Below are 19,083 nucleotides of genomic sequence, written 5' to 3' on the forward strand. Positions count from 1 at the left end.
GTGGTGCAGCACTGACGTTATCGGTTCCCACCCGGTGTACGTGACACACAGCTCTGCAAAATCTTGCTCGCGTTGCAAGATCGATGCATCCCGAAGGTGTTTTGCGCACCCCGGCCCGGTACGGTGTCCCGGTGCGAGCGATACGACGATTCTCCGTCCGCCCTGTCCTGCCCGAGCCGCTGACCGGCCTGGGCACCCTGGTGAACAACCTCCGCTGGGCCTGGCACCCGGAGACGCAGGACGTCTTCGAGGCTGTCGACCCGCAACTGTGGCGGAGCACCGGCGGTGACCCGGTCAAGCTGCTCGGCGAGGTCCCGGCGGCCCGGCTCGACGAGCTGGCCAACGACCACGCTTTCCTGCGCCGGCTGGAACTGGCTGTCGCCGACCTGGACAGCTACGTGACCGACGACCGGTGGTTCCAGACCGCGGGCGGCTCACCGCTCGACGCGGTCGCCTACTTCTCCCCGGAGTTCGGCATCACCCACGTGCTGCCGCAGTACTCCGGCGGTCTCGGCATCCTCGCCGGTGACCACCTGAAGGCGGCCAGCGACCTCGGTGTCCCGCTGATCGGTGTCGGCCTGCTGTATCGGCACGGCTACTTCGCGCAGTCGCTGAACCGTGAGGGCTGGCAGCAGGAGCGTTACCCCCTGGTGGACCCGGACGGGCTGCCGATCAGCCTGCTCCGGGATGGTGACGCTCCGGCCACCGTCACGCTGACGCTGCCCGGCAACCGCGAGCTGCACGCGCAGATCTGGGTCGCCCAGGTCGGCCGGGTGCCGCTGCTGATGCTCGACTCCGATATCGAGGAGAACGAGCCCTCCGAGCGCGAGGTCACCGACCGGCTGTACGGCGGTTCGACCGAGCACCGGCTGCTCCAGGAGCTGCTGCTCGGCGTCGGCGGTGTCCGCGCGGTCCGCACGTACTGCCGGATCACCGGCCATGCGGCGCCCGAGGTGTTCCACACCAACGAGGGCCACGCCGGCTTCCTCGGCATCGAGCGGATCCGTGAGCTGGCCGCCGAGAAGGACCTGGACTTCGACACCGCGCTCGAGGTCAACCGCGGCGGCACCGTGTTCACCACGCACACCCCGGTGCCGGCCGGTATCGACCGGTTCCCGGTCGAGCTGATCCAGCAGCACTTCTCGGCGGACGTGTTCGGCCCGGAGGTCCCGATCGAGCGGATCCTCGAGCTCGGCGCCGAGGACTTCGAGGGCGGCGACCCGGCGCTGTTCAACATGGCGATCATGGGCCTGCGGCTGGCCCAGCGCGCGAACGGCGTGTCGAAGCTGCACGGTGTCGTCAGCCGGGGCATGTTCGCCGGGCTGTGGCCGAGCTTCGACCCCATCGACGTACCGATCACCTCGATCACGAACGGCGTCCACGCCCCGACCTGGGTGGCGCGTGAGGTCCACGACCTGACGTACGCGAACTACACGGCTGACGGCGACTCGGTGTTCGAGGGGCTGGACAAGACCACCGACGCGCAGATCTGGGAGACCAAGCGGCTGCTCCGGCAGCGGTTCATCGACGACACCCGGTCGCGGGTCCGGCAGTCCTGGCTGAACCGCGGCGCCAGCGAGGCCGAGCTCGGCTGGGTCGACTCGATCCTCGACCCGGACGTGCTGACGATGGGGTTCGCGCGGCGCGTCCCGTCGTACAAGCGGCTGACGCTGATGCTGCGCGACCCGGAGCGGCTGAAGGCACTGCTGCTGCACCCGCAGCGGCCGGTGCAGATCGTGATCGCCGGCAAGGCGCACCCGCACGACGAGGGCGGCAAGAAGCTCATCCAGGAGATGGTCCGCTTCGCCGACGACCCGGAGGTGCGGCACCGGATCGTGTTCGTGCCGGACTACGACATCGCGCTCGCGCAGCCGATGTACCCGGGCTGCGACGTCTGGCTGAACAACCCGCTGCGCCCGTACGAGGCCTGCGGCACGTCCGGCATGAAGGCGGCGCTGAACGGCGCGCTCAACCTTTCCATCCGCGACGGGTGGTGGGACGAGTGGTACGACGACGAGTTCGGCTGGGCGATCCCGTCCGCGGAGGGGATCGAGGACACCGACCGGCGCGACGACCTCGAGGCGCACGCGCTGTACGACCTGATCGAGAAGCAGGTCGCGCCGCGGTTCTACGACGGTGAGGTCCCGGGCCGCTGGATCGAGATGCTGCGGCACACGATCAAGGAGCTCGGCCCGAAGGTGCTCGCGACCCGGATGGTGCGCGACTACGTCGAGCAGCTGTACGTGCCGGCCGCGCAGTCGTCGCGGGCGCTGAACTCGACGTACGACGGTGCGCGCGAACTGGCCGCGTGGAAGCAGAAGGTCCGGGCGGCGTGGCCGCAGATCCGGGTCGACCACGTGGAGCTCCAGGGCCTCGGCGACGTACCGCAGCTCGGGACGACGGTCGGCCTGCGCGCCTTCGCGGCGCTCGGTGACCTGGCGCCGTCCGACATCTGTGTCGAGGTCCTGCACGGCCGCGTCGACACCAACGACGAGATCACGGACCCGGTCCGCACGCAGCTGTCGCTGGCCGAGACCTACGAGGGCAACCGGCACCGGTACGAGGGCGAGCTGAAGCTGGACCGCACCGGCCCGTTCGGCTACACGGTCCGCGTCGTCCCGAACCACCAGGGCCTCGCCAGCCCCGCCGAGCTCGGCCTCGCCGCCGGCCCGTCGGACCCCGAGGACCCCGAAACCCCCGACCTGCCCGCCGGCTCGGAGTTCTGAGCCTCCACCACAAAAGACACACCCCCGCCTGCCTCACCAGGCGGGGGTGTTTTGTTGCTCCCTAAGGGCCTGTGAGCGGCGGGCATAGGGAAGATTTCCTATGCGTGCGCCGTCCTCACGGCAGCAGATTCCTCCTGGTCCCGGCACAGGAGGAGAACACATGAGCACCGAAGTCGAGCCGCGGTTCCGTGATGCGCTGCGGAGCCTGCCTGCGCGGGTCTGGATCGTCAGCCTCGGCATCCTGGTCAACAAGGTCGGCAACTTCCTGCCCGTGTTCATCGTGCTGTACCTGACCGGACGCGGCTACTCCGCCGGGGCCGCGGGATTCGTACTGGGGGTGTCCGGGCTCGGCAACGTGGTGGGCAACGCGCTCGGCGGCTCGCTCGCGGACCGGTTCGGGCGGCGCTGGACGATCGTGGCGTCCGCCGTACCGACCGCCGGGCTGACCGCGGTCGTGCCGTACCTCGGGTCGCTCGCGGTCATCGGCGCGGTGGTCGGTCTGATCGGTGTGACGTCGCAGATCTATCGCCCGGCCGCGGCCGCGGTGTTGCTGGACTCGGTGGAGTCCAATCAGCAACGGCTGGCGGCTTTCGGAGTGTTCCGGTTCGCGATGAACATCGGTGCGGCTCTTGGTGGCGTCATCGGTGGTCTGCTGGCCAGTACGTCGTACGAGGAGCTCTTCCTCGGCAACGCGGCGGCGTGTCTGCTGTTCGGTGCGGTCGTGGCGGTGCTGCTGCGGGACGCTCCCCGCCGGCGGTCCGCGGCCGCTGTGACGGACGAGAGTACGGCGGTCGGCTACCGGCAGGCGCTCGGCGACCGCAGGCTGACGCGGTTCCTGCTGATGACCTTGGTCGGTGAGTTCGTCTACATCCAGTCCACGGTCGGTCTGCCGCTGCACGTCAGCGATGTGGGGCTGAGTGCGCGCGACTTCGGCCTGCTGATCGGACTGAACGGCCTGCTGGTGCTGGCGTTGGAGCTACCGCTCACCGGCTTCGTCTCCCGGTACCGCGCCGAGTATGTACTTGCCGTTGGCAATCTCTTCATCGGTCTCGGTCTGGCCTTGACAGGACTCGCGGCCGGGATGCCGCTGCTGGCCGTGACGGTGCTGTTGTGGACATTCGGCGAAATGACGACCAGCTCAGTCGCCGCGGCGTACCTCGGCAGCCTCGCTCCGCCGCGGCTGGTCGGCCGCTACCAGGGTCTGTACGGCGTCGCGTACACGATCGGTACGGGCGCCGGACCGCTCATCGGTGGAGCCGCCTACGCGGTCCGGCCCTGGTTGCTGTGGGTCGTGGTCGCCGCGGCGGGCCTGCTGTCCGCCCAGCTGTGTCTGCCTAGACGTCGACCCACGCGAACGGCCCACCGGCCGGTGAGGTGAGGAACGACCGGCCTTTGAAGGTCAGGCCGGGGTGGGTGCGGTAGAGGTCGTTGACCTCCTTGGTCGCGGTCTCGTCTCCGTTGTCGGAGGCAACCATCAGGTGGGCGATCCGGTCGGTGAGCTCGACGTCCGCACCGTCGAGCGTGTCGGACATGGTGCCCCAGTTGTCCCAGAGCAGGAGCTCGTCGCCGTTCAGGTGGGCGAGCTGGTAGTGCACGTAGGTGCGGATGAACCAGCCGCCGTGGAGTTTGAGCGGCGCGTCCGGGTCGGGGTCGGCGCCGTACAGGTCGCCGTCGAGCTCGCCGGCCCGGTACCCGAGCCACACCTCCGCGGCCGACGTGAACGGCCCGCGTGGCATGTCCGCCACGTCGAACGTGAACCTCGGATCGGCCGGATCCATCTCGGCGTCGATCATCACCCAGCGGTCACCGTTCCAGTACTCGGCGACCACGTGGTCGTGGTTGAAGCCCTCGGCGAAGTAGTTCCCGAACCCGATCCGGCTGCGCGCGGGGATCCCCTTGTGCCGTAGGGCCGACACGAACACCAGCGTGTAGTCGCGGCAGCACCCCACGACCCGGTCCACCGGCTCCCGCGGCACCGCGAGCGCCGTACCGTTGCGTTTCTGGTCCGTGGCGAGGATCGCCGACACCCAGCGGTGGTCGATCTCGGCGAGGCGTTCGCCGGTGAACTCGATCCCGCCGGCGCGGTAGTGGATCAGCAGGTTCCGCACCACCGCCGCGATGTCGGTGACGTCGTCCGGCAAGGCGTCGAACAGTCCGGCGTGGACGCCCGGGTCGCTGAAGCGGGTCTGCAGCGCGTAGTCCATCAAAGCTTCCTCTCGAGAACGGGTACGGCGATGTCGACGGCCGGCTCGTGGCGGGGGAGGAGGTGGCAGTCCGGGCGGTAGACCTCCCGCGGCGGACCCGCCTCGGGGGTGCCGGAGGCGCGGACCCAGTCGTAGACGAGGTCGTACGCGAGCATGATCCGCGGGTAGGCGCACTCGTCCATCGTGATCGTGCAGTACGCCTCCCGGTGCGCCGGTTCGACCCGGATCGCGATCCGGCCGGACGGGTCGACCAGGCCCTCGAACGGCACGCATATCTCGACCGTCGCCTCGCCCTCGGGTGTGACCGCGCCGTGGTAGATCACCCACGACCCGACGTCTGCGGTCGCCCCGGCCGCTCGCAGGTACGCCGTGATCTCGTCGGTGCACGTCACGATCACACCGACCAGCGACTGCTGATCGGTGTCCGCCCGGATCGACGCGATCTTGGTCGCGGGCACGTCCCGCGTGAGCACCGGCCGTGGCGCGAGTCCCGTCGTACCCGATCGCGACAGCCGATCCCGCAGGTACTGCAGCGTCGCCCGGCGCGCCGCCGTGGTCGCTTCTTCCGCGGCCCACCACCTGTCGAGCCGGATCATCGCGTCCTCGTCGGAACCCGCCAGTACTTCGGCGATCGTCGTCAACGGCATGTCCAGCTGCCGCATGACACTGATCCGCCGAGCCCGCTCCAGCTGCGCCTCGTCGTACCACCGGTACCCGTTCGCCGGATCCACCTGAGCCGGCGTCAGCAACCCCGAAACGTCGTACAACCGCAACGCCTTGTGCGAGAGTCCGCTCCTCTTCCCGAACTCACTGATCGTCAACACGCGCCCATCACACCCCCTGCCCCAGGGGCAATGTAAAGGGAAACGCCTGCACATCTGTCTGGTACTGGGTTATGTGACGCCACTCACGCGGGGGAACGTGTGCCTGGGATCTCTCCTCTTCTGGGTGTCTGCACAACGAGGAGGAGGGGTTATGCGACGGATCGTGGCGGGAGTGCACGGGCTGTTGGCCGCGCTGCATGTCTACTGGGCGACGGGTACGACCTGGCCGGCAGGAGACGAGCGCAGTCTGTCGCTGGCTGTGCTCGGTGGGCCAGTCAGCTTCAGGCCTGCTGTAGTGCTTCCACTGGCGTTACTGCATCTCGTGTTGGCCGCAGCGATTCTGACCAGTGAGCGCTGGAAGGTCAGCAGGCTGGTGGTAGCGGGCCTGGCGGCCGGGCTGGCGGCGCGGGCCACTGCCGGCCTCGTCTGGATCACAGGTGCTGGTGACATGAGTACGGCGTTCTACTGGCTCAACCTGCTCCTCTACACGCCACTGTGCATCGCTTTGTGCATGGCCGACCTGAAGATGCTGCAAGCGCGCTGGCTGAAAGCAACCGTTGTCGTCGTCCCGGTCACTCTGGTGACTATGGTCGCGCTGGTCGCGTACGTCTACGAGCCTGAGGAACAGCCGCACCCAGCCGCGTCAGCTGACTCCCGGTACGTCGACACACCGCTGGCACGCATCCACTACCTCCAGCGCGGCACAGGTTCGCCAGTGGTGCTTCTGTCGCCGGGTGCGCGTCAGCAAGTTGGTGCTGCTTGCGCCGTCGGGTCTGGACGAGCCGGACGTCTGGAGTTGGGAGATTCTCAAGCAACCGCTCATCGGCGAAGCCCTGGCCAAGCTCGGCACGAGCCGCGGCATGGTTGAGTCGGCGGTGCGTGGTCTGTTCGTGCACAAGGAACTGGCTACGCCGCAGCTCATCGACTCGACGTGGATCCCCGGAACGTATCGTGACAACGTGCGATCCCTGTACGCGCTCGAGCGCGGCCTCGACTGGAGCGTCACCGAGAAGGCGCTGCTGTCGATGCATCGGCCCACGCTCGTGCTCTGGGGCGACCAGGACAGCGTGCTGCCGGTCGCGCAGGCCGCCCGCTTCGGCGACTTGTTGCCGAACGCAACCGTGCGCGTCCTCCCCGGCTGTGGACACGCGCTCCCCGTCGACTGTGCGGATCAGGTGACGCTGTTGCTCGCGGCGTTCCTCAGATGATCGACCTCGTGCGCGCTGCCCAGCGTGGGGACACGCGAGCGATGAACGAGCTGCTCGACGAGTTGACGCCGTACGTCGGGAGGATCTGCGGGCCGATCGCGCTCGACGACGGACCGGACGCGGCGCAGGAGGCGCTGATCGCGATCTTCCGTGGGTTGCGCGGGCTGGAGAATCCGGCGGCGCTCCGCGGCTGGGCGCGCGCGATCGCCGTCCGCGAGGCGGTCCGGGTCGCACGCCGGGCGCAGCGGCAGCAACCGGCCGAGCTCACGGACGTGCCGGCCGCGGACGATCCGCAGCTGGTGGTCGACGTACAGGACGTGCTCAGGCGGCTGTCGCCGGAGCACCGCGCGGTCCTGGTACTGCGGGACCTCGAAGGAATGGACGAACAGACGGCAGCCGAGGTGCTGGACGTTCCGGCGGGTACGGCGAAGTCCCGGCTGCACCGTGCGCGGGCGAGCTTCCGGAAGGCGTGGAGATCATGACGGCGAACTGGCCACAGGCCGACCTGACGGACGTCGAGCGGTTCCGTGCGCTCGCGGCAGGCGTGTCCGGCGCCGCGGTCACCGAACGCGTACTGCCGGCCGATCCCGAGCAGGTGAAGACGATGCTCGCCGACTTCGACGTCTTCAGCGCGATCCAGGCGGACCTGGTGTCGGTCATGGTGCTGGACCAGGACGGCGACCGTGTCGTCCTGCTGGCAAAGGGGAAGCAGGGCCGGCGCGCGCGGCTGACCGGACAGTTCCGGCCGGGTTGGTGCTGGTTGCAGAGCCGGTTCCTCATCATCGGTATGGCGGTCACGCCCGAGCCGGGCGGCGGCACCCGCGTCGCCCTGACAGGAGGTGTCCGCGTACCCGGCCGCGGCGCGATCATCCCGCTCCGTGTCCGGCACGAGTCTGCGAAGACCCTCGACCGCCTGGAGGAACTGCTCAGGCTGTGAGGACGCGGGGTGGGAGTGCTGCGAGGAGGGCGTCGGCGTGGCGGCGGTAGCCGAGGTTGTTGGGGTGGAAGGCGTCTGGTGCGAGCATGCCGCGCCAGGGTGGGCGGGCGTACTTCGAGACCTCTGCGACCGGGAGGCCGCGGGACGTGGCTGTGGTGCTGATCAGCTGGTTGATGCCGGACACGTACGGGCTCACAGCTCCACCGATGCGCCAGAAACGGTCAGGGACGGTCAGGTCCATCACCACGGACGAGGTGGGCAGTCGATCGATCACCTGACGGAGGTGGTCGCGGAAACGCTTCGGCGGCGTGGCGAGGATGTCGTTGTTGCCGATTCCGCAGGTGACGAGAGAAGGCGTCAAACCGTCCAGCAACGGCAGTTGGTCCTCCAGCACATGTCGTGTCTGCGCACCGGACCGCGACAGGTTCAGCACCCGCCACGGCGTCCCCTTGCGCCGCAGTGCGTTCAGCACCTGGCCGACGTACCCGTGCAGCGGTGACGACGCGCCCAGCCCCTGTGCCGTCGAGTCGCCCAGGACGACCCAGAGCGGTCCGTCCGCGGACAGGGCGACAGCGTTCTGCTGCCTCCAGTACTCCGCGTACGTACGCGCTTGGACGTCGACGTACGCCACGCCGTCCACCCAGCGCTGGATCGCGAGGCGGGAGCTGGTCCGCTCCGCCTCGCCCCAGCGCATGATCGCGTGGTGCAGCGCACCGATCGGCGTCGTCCGTTCCCGGACCCCTCGACGCAGCAACAACATCGGTCCCCCCAGAGATGAACAGAAGGTGACCGCCGAATGTACAGGGGGAAGGTTAACGACCTCAGAGTGCGCGCAGCAGCACCAGGCAGCGCGGTGCGAGCGGCACGGTCGCACCGGCCTCCACCTCGGTCACCATGCTGTTGCTGGTGTCCAGCACGACCTCGTACGCCGGTGCCCACGACGCGTCCGGTACGACGACGTTCCGGGTCTCGGGTGTCGCGTTCAACGCCAACAGGAACGAGCTGTCGGTCAACGCGTTGCCCTCCGCGTCGGTGGCCCGCAACGCGTCACCGCGCAGGAACATCCCGATCGTCCGCAGGTTCCCGTCGAACCAGTCAGCGTCGGTCATCTCGCCACCGTGCGGTGCGATCCAGGACAGGTCCTTACGGCCACCGGGTACGTCGGGCTGCCCGGAGAAGTAGTGCCACTGCCGCAGCGCGGGGTGAGCGGCCCGCAACGCCAGCAGCTTCTTGGTCAGCTCCAGGTGATCGGACCAAGCGGCCGGCAACGACCAGTCGAACCAGGAGATCTCGCTGTCCTGGCAGTACGCGTTGTTGTTGCCGTGCTGCGTCCGCCCGCATTCGTCCCCGGCGGTGATCATCGGTACGCCGGTGGACAGGATCAGCGTGGACATCAGGTTCGCCATCTGCCGCTTGCGCAGCGCGATCACGTGCTCGTCGTCGGTTTCGCCCTCGACGCCGCAGTTCCAGGACCGGTTGTCATCGGTGCCGTCCCGGTTGTCCTCGTGGTTCGCCTCGTTGTGCTTGTGGTCGTAGCTGACCAGGTCCCGCAGTGTGAACCCGTCGTGCGCGGTGACGAAGTTGATCGACGCGAACGGGTAGCGCCCGTCGTCGCCGTACAGGTCGCTCGAACCGGACAGCCGGTACGCGAGGTCCTTCACACCGTCGGAGGTGTTCCGCCAGACGTCGCGCACGCTGTCGCGGAACTTGCCGTTCCACTCCGACCACGGCGGCCCGAAGTTGCCGACCTGGTACCCGAACGGGCCGACGTCCCACGGCTCGGCGATCAGCTTCACCCGGCCGAGCACCGGGTCCGCCGCGACCTCGGCCAGGAACGGATGGTCCGGGATGTCGACCTCGTGCCGGTCGTTGCGCACCAGCGTCACGGCCAGGTCGAACCGGAACCCGTCGACGCCCATCTCCTCGACCCAGTAGCGCAGTGAGTCCATCACGAGCCGGCGTACCTGCGGATGCGAGGTGTCGATCGAGTTGCCGGTGCCGGTCACGTCGTACATCGCGGCCCCGTGGTGGTGACCGTGGGCGAGCCGGTAGTACGCGCGGTTGTCGATGCCGCGGAAGCTCAGCGTCGGCCCGTCGAAGCCGCCCTCGGCGGTGTGGTTGTAGACCACGTCCAGGATCACTTCGATGCCCGCGGCATGGAACGCGGCGACCATCGCCTTGAACTCGGCCACCTGCTCACCGCGCGAGCCGGAGGAGGAGTACGGCGCGTGCGGGGCGAAGAACCCGAGCGTGTTGTAGCCCCAGTAGTTCGGCAGGCCGCGCGCCGCGATCGCCGGTTCGGTGAGGAAGTGGTGGATCGGCAGCAGTTCGACCGACGTGACGCCGAGGTCGGACAGATACCTGATCACCGACGGATGCGCGAGCCCGGCGTACGTCCCGCGCTGGTGCTCGGGTACGTCGGGATGCAGCTTGGTGAACCCCTTCGTGTGGAGCTCGTAGACGACCGTCTCGCCCCAGTGCACCGGACTGCTGATCGGAGGCGGCGGCGCGGAGTCCGCGACCACCACACCGACCGGGACGTGCCCGGCCGAGTCGCCGTCGGAGGAGTCGTAGATGAGCGGGCTGGTGAAGTCCAGCGAGCCGTCGATGGCCCGTGCGTACGGGTCGAGCACCAGCTTCGACGGGTTGAACCGCAGTCCGTGCGACGGGTCGAACGGGCCGTGCACGCGGTACCCGTACCGCTGGCCGGCGCCGACGCCCGGCACGAACCCGGTCCAGAACTCACCGGTGTGCGTGAGGTCCAGGTTGCGCTGGCTGCCGTCGTCGGCGATCAGCGCGAGCTCGACCCGTTCCGCGGCCGGGGCCCACAGTGTGAAGGTGGTCCCATCGGTCTGGACCACTGCGCCAGGACGCAGACCGGTCTCCGTCGACAGGCCGGCAGCGCTCGGGGCAGCGGTCGCTTCTTTCACCGGGACATTCTGCACAGGTCGTTGCGCGTTCACGATAGTGAGGTGGTTGTGTTCGTGAGACGGTGCTTGCGAACGCCTGTGCGCAGTGATACGCAAGGACCGTTACTAATTTACCCATCCCCAGGGGAACACATGTCGGAAGAGTTGGCCGGTCTGACCGTAGGTCTGATCGGCGCGGGCAACATCTCACGCATCCATGCCGCGTCCTGGAAGGCCGTCGGCGCTCGCGTCCTGGTCTATTCCCTCGAAGGCGCGGAGGAGCTGGCGGAGCAGTACGGGCTGGAGGTCGTCCAGTCGCTGGACGGCGTGCTGGCCGAGGCCGAGTTCGTCGACATCGTCACACCGTCGGCAACGCACAAGGAGATCGCGCTGGCCGCGATCGCGGCGGGCAGGAACGTGATCTGCGAGAAGCCGCTGACGCTCACCGCGGCCGACTCGCACGAGGTGATCGACGCGGCCGCGGCGGCCGGCGTCCAGTTGTACCCGGCGCATGTCGTGCGGTTCTTCCCGGCGTACAAGGCGGCGTACGACGCGATCCAGGCCGGGCGGATCGGTGAGGTCGCGGTGGCGCGGTTCTACCGGCAGGCGTCCTCGCCGGCCGGTGCGGGCTGGTACCGCGACGTGGCGCACTCCGGCGGCGTGATCATGGACCTGATGGTGCACGACCTCGACCAGGCGCGCTGGCTGTGCGGCGAGGTCACCACGGTGTACGCCGTACAGAACCCGCCGACCGTGGACGGCATCAGCCCGGTCAACGTGGCGGCGCACGTGACGCTCACGCACGAGTCCGGTGCGATCAGTCACTGCCGCGCGACCTGGGGAGCGACCGGTACGACGTTCCAGACCGGCTTCTCGGTCGCGGGATCGACCGGCGTCCTGAAGTTCACCTCCGACGGCGGCACGGGTTACAAGGAGGAGCTGCAGAACGGCGGTGCCGCCGGCGACCTGCTGATTCCGGAGTCGTCGCTGGGGGAGAGCCCCTACCTCACGCAGTTGCGGGAGTTCGCGATCGGTCTGCGCGGCGGGGCGCAGCCGCGGGTCCTCGGGACCGACGGTGCGACCGCGGTCTACCTGGCCGAGGCGGCGCGCGCGTCGATGGAGTCGGGTCAGCCGATCGACATGAAGACCTTCGTCTCGACGGGAGCAGTGGCATGACTTTGAAGGTCGCGATCGCGTCGTTCGCGCACGTGCACGCCGGTTCGTACGCGCATCTGCTCGCGTCGATGCCCGACATCGACGTACTGTCCGCCGACCCCGACGGTGCCGCGGCGCCGGACCCGGGCCCGCGGGGTGCGGCGTTCGCCGAGCAGTTCGGCATCCCGTACGTCGACTCGTACGACGAACTGTTCGCCTGGGGACCCGACGCGGTGGTGGTGACGTCCGAGAACGCGGGCCATCGCGCCCTCGTCGAGCGGGCCGCCGCCGTCGGTGCACATGTGCTGTGCGAGAAGCCGCTGGCCACCGAGGTCGCGGACGGTGAGGCGATGCTCGCCGCCTGCGAGGCGGCCGGGACGATCCTGATGATCGCGTACCCGGTCCGGTTCGCGCCGGAGTACGCGCAGCTGCGGGCCAACGTCGAAGCCGGCCGGCTCGGCGAGGTGTTCGCGATCCTGGGGACGAACAACGGGAAGATCCCGCATGCCGCCCGGCAGTGGTTCACCGACGCGAAGCTGGCCGGTGGCGGCGCGCTCGTCGACCACACCGTGCACTGCGCGGACCTGATCGACGGTCTGACCGGTGGCGCGTCCGCGACGCGGGTGTACGCCGCGGCGAACCGCATCCTGCACCAGGACAAGGGTGTCGAGGTGGAGACCGGTGGGCTCGTGACGATCAACTACGACAACGGGCTGCTGGCAACGATCGACTGCTCGTGGAGCGTGCCGGACAACGGTGCGACGTGGGGCGGGGTGTCGCTGCAGGTGACCGGCACCAACGGGTCGGTGGAGATCGAGCCGTTCCTGCCGCACGTGGGTGGCACGGACGCTTCCGGCGAGGTCTTCCTCCCGATCGGCGGCAACCTGGACGAGTCGCTGCTCGACACGTTCCTGGACGCCGTCCGCACCTCGGGTCCGGCGAAGCCGGGTCAGGCCCCGGCCGTCGTACCCCAACCGGACGGCGCCGTCGGCCTCCGCACCCTGAAGATCGTCGACGCCGCCCGCCGCTCCGCGGCATCAGGCCAAGCGGTCGATCTTTAGGAGCCCGTAGTACACCTGCTTGCTCCAGTCCGGTACGGTTCCCGGGGATGTGACCCACGGGTAGGCCCCGGGAACCGTAAGGAGCGACGTGATGGGCGAGTTCGTCAACCTCACCGTGAGTGAAGGTGTCGGCACGATCCGGCTGGACCGGCCGAAGATGAACGCGCTGAACGTGCAGGTCCAGGAGGAGATCCGGGCCGCCGCGCTCGAGGCGACGGCGAACGACGACGTCCGCGCGGTGGTGATCTACGGCGGCGAGCGGGTGTTCGCGGCCGGCGCGGACATCAAGGAGATGGCGGACATGTCGTACGCCGACATGGCCAAGCGCTCCGGCCCGCTGCAGTCGTCGCTGTCCGCGGTCGCGGCGATCCCGAAGCCGACCGTCGCCGCGATCACCGGGTACGCGCTCGGCGGTGGCTGTGAGCTCGCGCTCTGCGCCGACTACCGGATCGCCGCCGAAGACGCCAAGCTCGGCCAGCCGGAGATCCTGCTCGGCATCATCCCGGGAGCCGGCGGCACCCAGCGGCTGTCCCGGCTGGTCGGCCCGTCGAAGGCCAAGGACCTGATCTACACCGGCCGCTTCGTCGACGCCGCAGAGTCGCTCGCCATCGGCCTGGTCGACAAGGTCGTGCCGGCGGCCGAGGTGTACGACACGGCCGTGGCCTGGGCCTCGCAGTTCTCCCGCGGCGCCGCGATGGCGCTGCGGGCCGCCAAGGAGGCGATCGACACGGGCCTGGGCGTCGACCTGACCACCGGGCTGGAGATCGAGCGGCAGCAGTTCGCCGCGCTGTTCGCCACCGAGGACCGCGCCATCGGGATGAAGTCCTTCGTCGAGAACGGCCCCGGCAAGGCCGAGTTCAAGGGAAAGTAAGCGATGTCTGCAACCTCGAAGCCCGCTGCCTCCGCTGAAGAGGTCGAGGCGGCCTGGAACGACAACAAGCTCGCCCAGGTGCTGTACCACGACTGGGAAGCCTCGACGTACGACGAGAAGTGGTCGATCTCGTACGACGAGCGCTGCGTCGACTACGCCCGGGACCGCTTCACCGCGATCGCCGGGACCAGCGGCTGGCCGTACGGGAAGACGCTCGAGATCGGCGCCGGCACCGGCTTCTTCACCTTGAACCTCAAGCTGGCCGGCGTCCTCGACGAGGCGCACGTCACCGACCTCTCGCCGGGCATGGTCGAGGCCGCGAAGAAGAACGCGAAGACGCTCGGGTTCGCGGTCGAGGGCCGGGTCGCGGACGCGGAGAAGCTCCCGTACGACGACGACACGTTCGACCTCGTCATCGGGCACGCGGTCATCCACCACATCCCGGATGTGGAGCTGGCGTTCCGCGAGATGCTGCGCGTGCTCAAGCCGGGCGGGCGGTTCGTGATCTGCGGCGAGCCCACGCGGTACGGCGATTTCGTGGCCCGGCGACTGTCGCGGTTCACCTGGTGGGCGACCACCAACGTGACCAAGCTGCCCGCGCTGGCGCACTGGCGGCGGCCGCAGGAAGAGCTCGACGAATCGTCCCGGGCGGCCGCGCTCGAGGCGGTCGTGGACCTGCACACGTTCGACCCGGACACGCTGGCGCGGACAGCGACCCGTGCTGGCGCCGCGGACGTGAAGACGGTGACGGAGGAGCTGCTGGCGGCGTGGGTCGGGTGGCCGATCCGGACGTTCGAGGCCGCCGTACCGGAGCAGAAGCTCGGGTTCGGCTGGCGGATGTTCGCGTACAAGTCGTGGCTGCAGCTGTCCAAGGTGGACAAGGCGCTGTCGGCCGTCGTACCGGACGAGCTGTACTACAACGTCTCCATTACCGGGGTCGCGCAGTAGGGTGTGCTGATGCGGTTGCTGTCCGTGGCGAATCTGCGCTGGGTGGTGCGCCATCGGGCGTGGACGCCGTACTACCTGAAGCGCTACTGGCGGTTCGCCTGGTTCAAGCTGCGCCACCCGCAGGTGATCACCGAGGGGTTCGTGTTCCTCGGCAAGCACCTGGAGATCGTGGCGCGGCCCGGGCACGGACGGATCATCCTCGGCAAGTGGGTGCACCTCGGTGACGAGACCCGGCTGCGCGCGCACGAGGGGACGCTGCGGATCGGCGACAAGGTGGTGTTCGCCCGCGACGTCACGGTGAACTGCTACCTGGACGTGGAGATCGGCGCGTCCACGTTGATCGCGGACTGGACGTACATCTGCGACTTCGACCACAAGACCGAGGACCTGGGACTGCCGATCAAGGACCAGGGCCTGGTGAAGTCGCCCGTCCGGATCGGTCCCGACTGCTGGCTGGCCACCAAGGTGACGGTCACCCGGGGCGCCGACATCGGCCGCGGGGCGGTGATCGGCGCCAACAGCGTTGCCCGCGGCAACATCCCGCCGTACGCGATCGCGGCCGGCGTCCCGGCCAAGGTGCTCGCGGATCGTGCCACGCGGTACGCCGAGGACGCCGAGCGGCGCGAGTACCTGGCCGGACTGGCCGAGGCCAACGCGCGGACCGCCGCCCGTCTCCGCTCCGGCGAACCACCTGCCGAGGCTCCTGCGACCGACTCGCCTGTCGCACCTGTTCCGCCTCTGGAAGACCCGGCTGAGGCCTCCCGGAGCGTGGCGCCGGGGGATGCGGGTGGTGATGGGGTAGAAGCAGGTGGTGAAAAAGAGACTCCCGAGGGGTTCTCAAGTTACTCACCAGTCGGGCACTATGGCCCCCACGTCCGGTCGGACGCCCACGACCGGACCAGCGACCGCTTCGGCGATCGGATGAGCATCGGAGAGGAGAAGTAGCGTGGCTGACCGGGCTGCAGCGACGGGGCCCGATCAGGCTGCCCGGTCGTTGCTCGACCAGGCCGCGGCGGACGGATCGATCACGCAGGCGCGGGCGCGTGCGGTCGACCCGGTCCCGATCGTGCCTGCCTCGGCACCCGGCGGCGCTACGTTGGAACCAGTGCTTGAAACGAACGAACCACACATGGGCGTGAACGGAAACGTGAATCCGGAAGCACAGGCAGCGGACGGCAGTACGGCGGCGGCACCGGTTGCGGGCGCCCGTCGCAGGTTGTCGCCGCGCCCGGTCCCGGTCAGCCGGCGTAGGAGACCGCCGGCCGCCGCAGTGGCCACGGACGAGCAACGGACCCCGGCTGAGGAGATGGACGACGTGGGTACGCAGGACGAGAAGGCGACGGCCGAGGCCGCCGAGGCCGGTGCGACGCCGGCCGTGAGCACGGGCGCCGACTACGGTGCCGAGCCCGGCGCCGACGCGGCCGCGAGCGGTGCGGGTACGGCGACCGCGACCAAGACCGGGCGCCCGAAGACGGCCGCGGAGATCGTGGCGGAGCAGCGGGCCCGGGAGAAGGCGGCGTCGGCGGCCAGTGCTGAATCCGGTGCTGAATCCGGTGCTGAATCCGGCGCGGCGTCGGGTACCGGATCGGCCGCGGCGGGCTCGGAGGATGCCGCGGCCGGCCGGACCGGTGGTGCCGGCAAGGGCACCGGTCAGGACGCTGCCGGGAAGGAACCGGCGGTCAGTGCGACCACGAGCGCCGCAGCGGGTAAGGCGGGCGCGAAGCCGGGGCGACCGACAGGTGCCTCGGGCAACAAGCCGCCGACCGCGAAGGGCGGTTCCTCGGGGTCGGCGGGTTCGGGCAAGGGCAAGCAGGCGCTGTCCTCGGTCGGTTCCGGGGTCCGCAAGCTGCGCAATCTGATCGCGTCGCTGGTCTGGCTGGTCGCGGTGCTCGCGGCCGCTGTCCTCGCGCTCGGCGCGCTGTTCACGGCGCTCGACCAGACGAACCAGAGCAACGAGATCGTGCGCTGGATCCTCGAGCGCGGCCACGACCTGGTCGGCCCGTTCAAGGACCTGTTCCGGCTGGAGACCGCGAAGAACACCCTGCTGGTCAACTGGGGGATCGCGGCGCTGGTCTACCTGATCGCCGGCAAGATCCTCGAGCGCATCATCCGGCCGTAGCGACCAGGATCAGATCGAGGGATTCGTCCAGGCTGCCCGGGCGGATCTCGAAGTCGGCGTACGTCGTACTCCGCACGAGCCCGGCCAGGTTGTCGTCCCACTGGTCGTGCTCGGCGGAGAGCTGCGCGTCCACACAGGAGCCGTACTGCTTCTCCCAGGCGGTCAGGCGTGCGCCGTGGTGGAGTCCGAGCGCCTGGGTGATCACGAAATGCGGAGCGAGCAGCTCGGCGAACTCGGCGGCCGTCAGCTCGCGGGTGTGGTACCAGTTCCCGCTCGGGAAGGTCAGGCGGTTCGGCGTACTGAGGACGAGGGTGCCGCCCGGCGCGAGGATGCGCGCGCATTCGGCGACGAACCGCGGTTGCTCCCACAGGTGCTCGATCGTCTGCAACGAGGTGACGGTCGCGAAAGCCCTGTCCGCAAAGGGTGTCTGGACCAGGTTGCCGCGCACGACATTGACCTGTGGATAAACCCGGCGGACGTGCCGCAACGTCGTATCTTCATAGTCGAGACCGGTCACGGAGCTCGCCCCGGCCAGCCGGAGCAGCTCCGCGCCGTACCCCTCGCCGCAGCCGGCGTCGAGGATCCGGCTGGTCCGCTCGATCGGCAGCTGGGCCGTGATCCAGCGGTAGGCGGCGTCGTGGCGCGCGAACCAGTAGTTCTCGTGCCAAATTCCAGGTGCCGTTCTCTCGCCAGTTAGCGTCATGACCTGCGGAAACTCGGCCTCGGGATCATCCATTGGCGATAGCATAAAGGACGTTCGCCGGATAACCTAGGCTCCATGGCAGAACTCTTGGACGACGTCGCCGCGTCTTGGATCCGCGATCTACGCGCCGCCGACAGGTCGCCGCGCACGATCAAGCAGTACATGCTGGCCGTGAATCAGTTCCGGGACTGGCTCGTCGAGCACGACCGGGAGCCGACCGTTGACGGGCTGACCAAGCACGCGATCGCGACCTGGCTCGGCGACCTCGCCGACGCCGGCCGGGAACCCGCGACGCTGCAGATCCGCTACAAGGGCCTGCACCGGTTCGTCCGCTGGCTCGTCGCTGAAGATGAGCTCGAAAAGGACCCGATGGCAGGCATCGAGCCCGCGACGGTGAAGCCGAAGCCGGTACCGCTCGTCACCGACGGCGACGTGACCAAGCTGCTCCGCACGTGCGAGGGCAAGAGCTACGATGACCGCCGCGACCAGGCGATCTTGCGGGTGCTGTTCGACTGCGGCATCCGGATCAGCGAGTGCGCCGGTCTTGAGCTCGCCGACGTCGACCTCAAGCACCACGATGTCGTACGGGTCCACGGAAAGGGCGACGTCGAGCGCGCGGTGCCGTTCGGCGCGAAGACCGGCCGCGCGCTGGATCGCTTCCTGCGGGCCCGCCGTGATCACCGCCTGGCCGACACGACGGATGCGCTGTGGCTCGGCATCCGCGGCGGCCTCACCGCGGACGGCGTCGAGTACGCGCTCAAGAAGCGGGTGCGGCAGGCGGGGATCGAGCACATCCATGCGCACCAGTTCCGGCACGGCTTCGCGCACAGCTGGCTGGTGCAGGGCGGCCAGGAACGGGACCTCAAGCGGTTGATGGGCTGGAAGTCCGACTCGATGCTCGAGCGGTACGGCAGCTCGGCCGCCGACGAACGTGCCCGCGCTGCGTTCAAGCGGATGCGCCTCGGCGACCGGCTGTGAGCGCCACGCCGTGATCGGCCGATCTGCGTAGGACAAGGGATCATCCCTTATGCTGTACGCAGATCGGCTTGAGACGCAGCGCGCGTCGTGTCCTACCTCAAGCTCGTATCCGCTGCTCCGAGGGAAGGCGCGCCGGCCGGAGCCCCTGTACCCAAGGGGCTTTCCGTTGCCTGCCAAAGACCCAGAACACCGAGCCCTTGTGGCTCGAATCGCCGCCTCCGAACGCTGGGGCCGCACCGCAGACCGCGCGTCGGCAACCGCACCGGCCCGAGCCGGACTCCGCGCCAAGTTCGCGCGAGAGATAGACCCTGACGGCACATTGCCGTCTGAGGAGCTCGAACGTCGCGTCGGACTCCTAGTTCAAGCCCACATGCTGCGCATGTCGCTAGCGGCGAAGAACGCCCGCCGCCTAGCGCGGAGTGCAGGCGGTTCAGATGCGG

General features: G+C 69.0%; 18 protein-coding genes. 13 read left to right on the forward strand and 5 right to left on the reverse strand.

Translation table 11 applies throughout. The annotated features are described in order from the left end of the window. Positions 1-131: 131 nt before the first annotated feature. Both glgP and BJY22_RS18045 read left to right on the forward strand, forming a co-directional pair. Positions 132-2,726 carry an alpha-glucan family phosphorylase gene (gene glgP / locus BJY22_RS18040; protein WP_167208273.1) on the forward strand — a complete coding sequence of 865 codons (2,595 nt, stop codon included), beginning with the start codon at positions 132-134 and terminating at the stop codon, positions 2,724-2,726. Between the two features lie 160 nt (positions 2,727-2,886). Next, complete coding sequence (locus tag BJY22_RS18045; protein ID WP_167208275.1) at positions 2,887-4,104, forward strand: MFS transporter; 1,218 nt, start codon at positions 2,887-2,889, stop codon at positions 4,102-4,104. Here BJY22_RS18045 and BJY22_RS18050 read toward each other — a convergent pair. After that, complete coding sequence (locus BJY22_RS18050) at positions 4,061-4,930, reverse strand: transglutaminase-like domain-containing protein (protein ID WP_167208277.1); 870 nt, start codon at positions 4,928-4,930, stop codon at positions 4,061-4,063. The genes BJY22_RS18045 and BJY22_RS18050 overlap by 44 nt on opposite strands. Beyond that, entirely contained in the window at positions 4,930-5,754 is an 825-nt protein-coding gene (locus BJY22_RS18055; protein WP_337758763.1) for a MerR family transcriptional regulator, read from the reverse strand. Before BJY22_RS18055 ends, BJY22_RS18050 begins: the two co-directional genes overlap by 1 nt. A 151-nt stretch (positions 5,755-5,905) precedes the next feature. Between BJY22_RS18055 and BJY22_RS18060 the strand changes: the two genes are divergently transcribed. The 4 genes from BJY22_RS18060 to BJY22_RS18075 are packed head-to-tail and all read left to right on the forward strand — an operon-like array spanning position 5,906 to position 7,899. Continuing rightward, positions 5,906-6,622, forward strand: a complete 717-nt coding sequence (locus BJY22_RS18060; RefSeq protein WP_167208281.1) for a DUF3995 domain-containing protein — start codon at positions 5,906-5,908, stop codon at positions 6,620-6,622. After that, positions 6,507-6,962: an alpha/beta fold hydrolase gene (locus BJY22_RS18065; RefSeq protein ID WP_337758764.1), complete on the forward strand. Its 456-nt coding sequence runs from the start codon at positions 6,507-6,509 to the stop codon at positions 6,960-6,962. Before BJY22_RS18060 ends, BJY22_RS18065 begins: the two co-directional genes overlap by 116 nt. Then, complete coding sequence (locus BJY22_RS18070; RefSeq protein ID WP_167208283.1) at positions 6,959-7,444, forward strand: RNA polymerase sigma factor; 486 nt, start codon at positions 6,959-6,961, stop codon at positions 7,442-7,444. Before BJY22_RS18065 ends, BJY22_RS18070 begins: the two co-directional genes overlap by 4 nt. Further along, positions 7,441-7,899 (forward strand): hypothetical protein, encoded by a 459-nt coding sequence (locus BJY22_RS18075; protein ID WP_167208285.1) that lies wholly within the window; start codon positions 7,441-7,443, stop codon positions 7,897-7,899. Before BJY22_RS18070 ends, BJY22_RS18075 begins: the two co-directional genes overlap by 4 nt. Here BJY22_RS18075 and BJY22_RS18080 read toward each other — a convergent pair. Together BJY22_RS18080 and glgX are read right to left on the reverse strand one after the other, a co-directional pair. Next, on the reverse strand, positions 7,889-8,659 hold the full coding sequence (locus tag BJY22_RS18080) for an SGNH/GDSL hydrolase family protein (RefSeq protein ID WP_167208287.1): 771 nt from the start codon (positions 8,657-8,659) through the stop codon (positions 7,889-7,891). The two genes, BJY22_RS18075 and BJY22_RS18080, sit on opposite strands and share 11 nt — an antisense overlap. A 61-nt stretch (positions 8,660-8,720) precedes the next feature. Beyond that, complete coding sequence (gene glgX / locus BJY22_RS18085) at positions 8,721-10,793, reverse strand: glycogen debranching protein GlgX (protein WP_202892036.1); 2,073 nt, start codon at positions 10,791-10,793, stop codon at positions 8,721-8,723. A 168-nt stretch (positions 10,794-10,961) separates the two neighbouring features. Between glgX and BJY22_RS18090 the strand changes: the two genes are divergently transcribed. From BJY22_RS18090 to BJY22_RS18115, 6 genes are all read left to right on the forward strand, one after another. Beyond that, positions 10,962-11,984: a Gfo/Idh/MocA family protein gene (locus BJY22_RS18090; RefSeq protein WP_167208291.1), complete on the forward strand. Its 1,023-nt coding sequence runs from the start codon at positions 10,962-10,964 to the stop codon at positions 11,982-11,984. Then, positions 11,981-13,024, forward strand: a complete 1,044-nt coding sequence (locus BJY22_RS18095; protein ID WP_167208293.1) for a Gfo/Idh/MocA family protein — start codon at positions 11,981-11,983, stop codon at positions 13,022-13,024. Before BJY22_RS18090 ends, BJY22_RS18095 begins: the two co-directional genes overlap by 4 nt. A gap of 91 nt (positions 13,025-13,115) precedes the next feature. Continuing rightward, positions 13,116-13,895, forward strand: coding sequence for an enoyl-CoA hydratase/isomerase family protein (locus BJY22_RS18100; protein WP_167208295.1), 780 nt, complete (start codon positions 13,116-13,118; stop codon positions 13,893-13,895). Positions 13,896-13,898: 3 nt separating this feature from the next. Further along, positions 13,899-14,843, forward strand: a complete 945-nt coding sequence (locus BJY22_RS18105) for a class I SAM-dependent methyltransferase (protein ID WP_167208297.1) — start codon at positions 13,899-13,901, stop codon at positions 14,841-14,843. Positions 14,844-14,852: 9 nt separating this feature from the next. Beyond that, a complete protein-coding gene (locus BJY22_RS18110) occupies positions 14,853-15,788 on the forward strand; it encodes an acyltransferase (RefSeq protein ID WP_167208298.1) in 936 nt (311 codons plus the stop codon). Position 15,789: 1 nt separating this feature from the next. Next, on the forward strand, positions 15,790-16,962 hold the full coding sequence (locus BJY22_RS18115) for a hypothetical protein (RefSeq protein WP_167208301.1): 1,173 nt from the start codon (positions 15,790-15,792) through the stop codon (positions 16,960-16,962). Here the strand turns inward: BJY22_RS18115 and BJY22_RS18120 are convergent. Beyond that, the gene (locus BJY22_RS18120) at positions 16,949-17,698 is read right to left on the reverse strand and encodes a class I SAM-dependent methyltransferase (protein WP_167208303.1); all 750 of its coding nucleotides are present in this window, start codon (positions 17,696-17,698) and stop codon (positions 16,949-16,951) included. The genes BJY22_RS18115 and BJY22_RS18120 overlap by 14 nt on opposite strands. Before the next feature lie 42 nt (positions 17,699-17,740). On the opposite strand from BJY22_RS18120, the gene BJY22_RS18125 reads away from it, so the two are divergent. After that, on the forward strand, positions 17,741-18,643 hold the full coding sequence (locus BJY22_RS18125; protein WP_167208305.1) for a tyrosine-type recombinase/integrase: 903 nt from the start codon (positions 17,741-17,743) through the stop codon (positions 18,641-18,643). The last annotated feature ends 440 nt before the right edge of the window (positions 18,644-19,083 follow it).

Origin of the sequence: Kribbella shirazensis, assembly GCF_011761605.1 — a bacterium.
GTDB lineage: Bacteria > Actinomycetota > Actinomycetes > Propionibacteriales > Kribbellaceae > Kribbella > Kribbella shirazensis.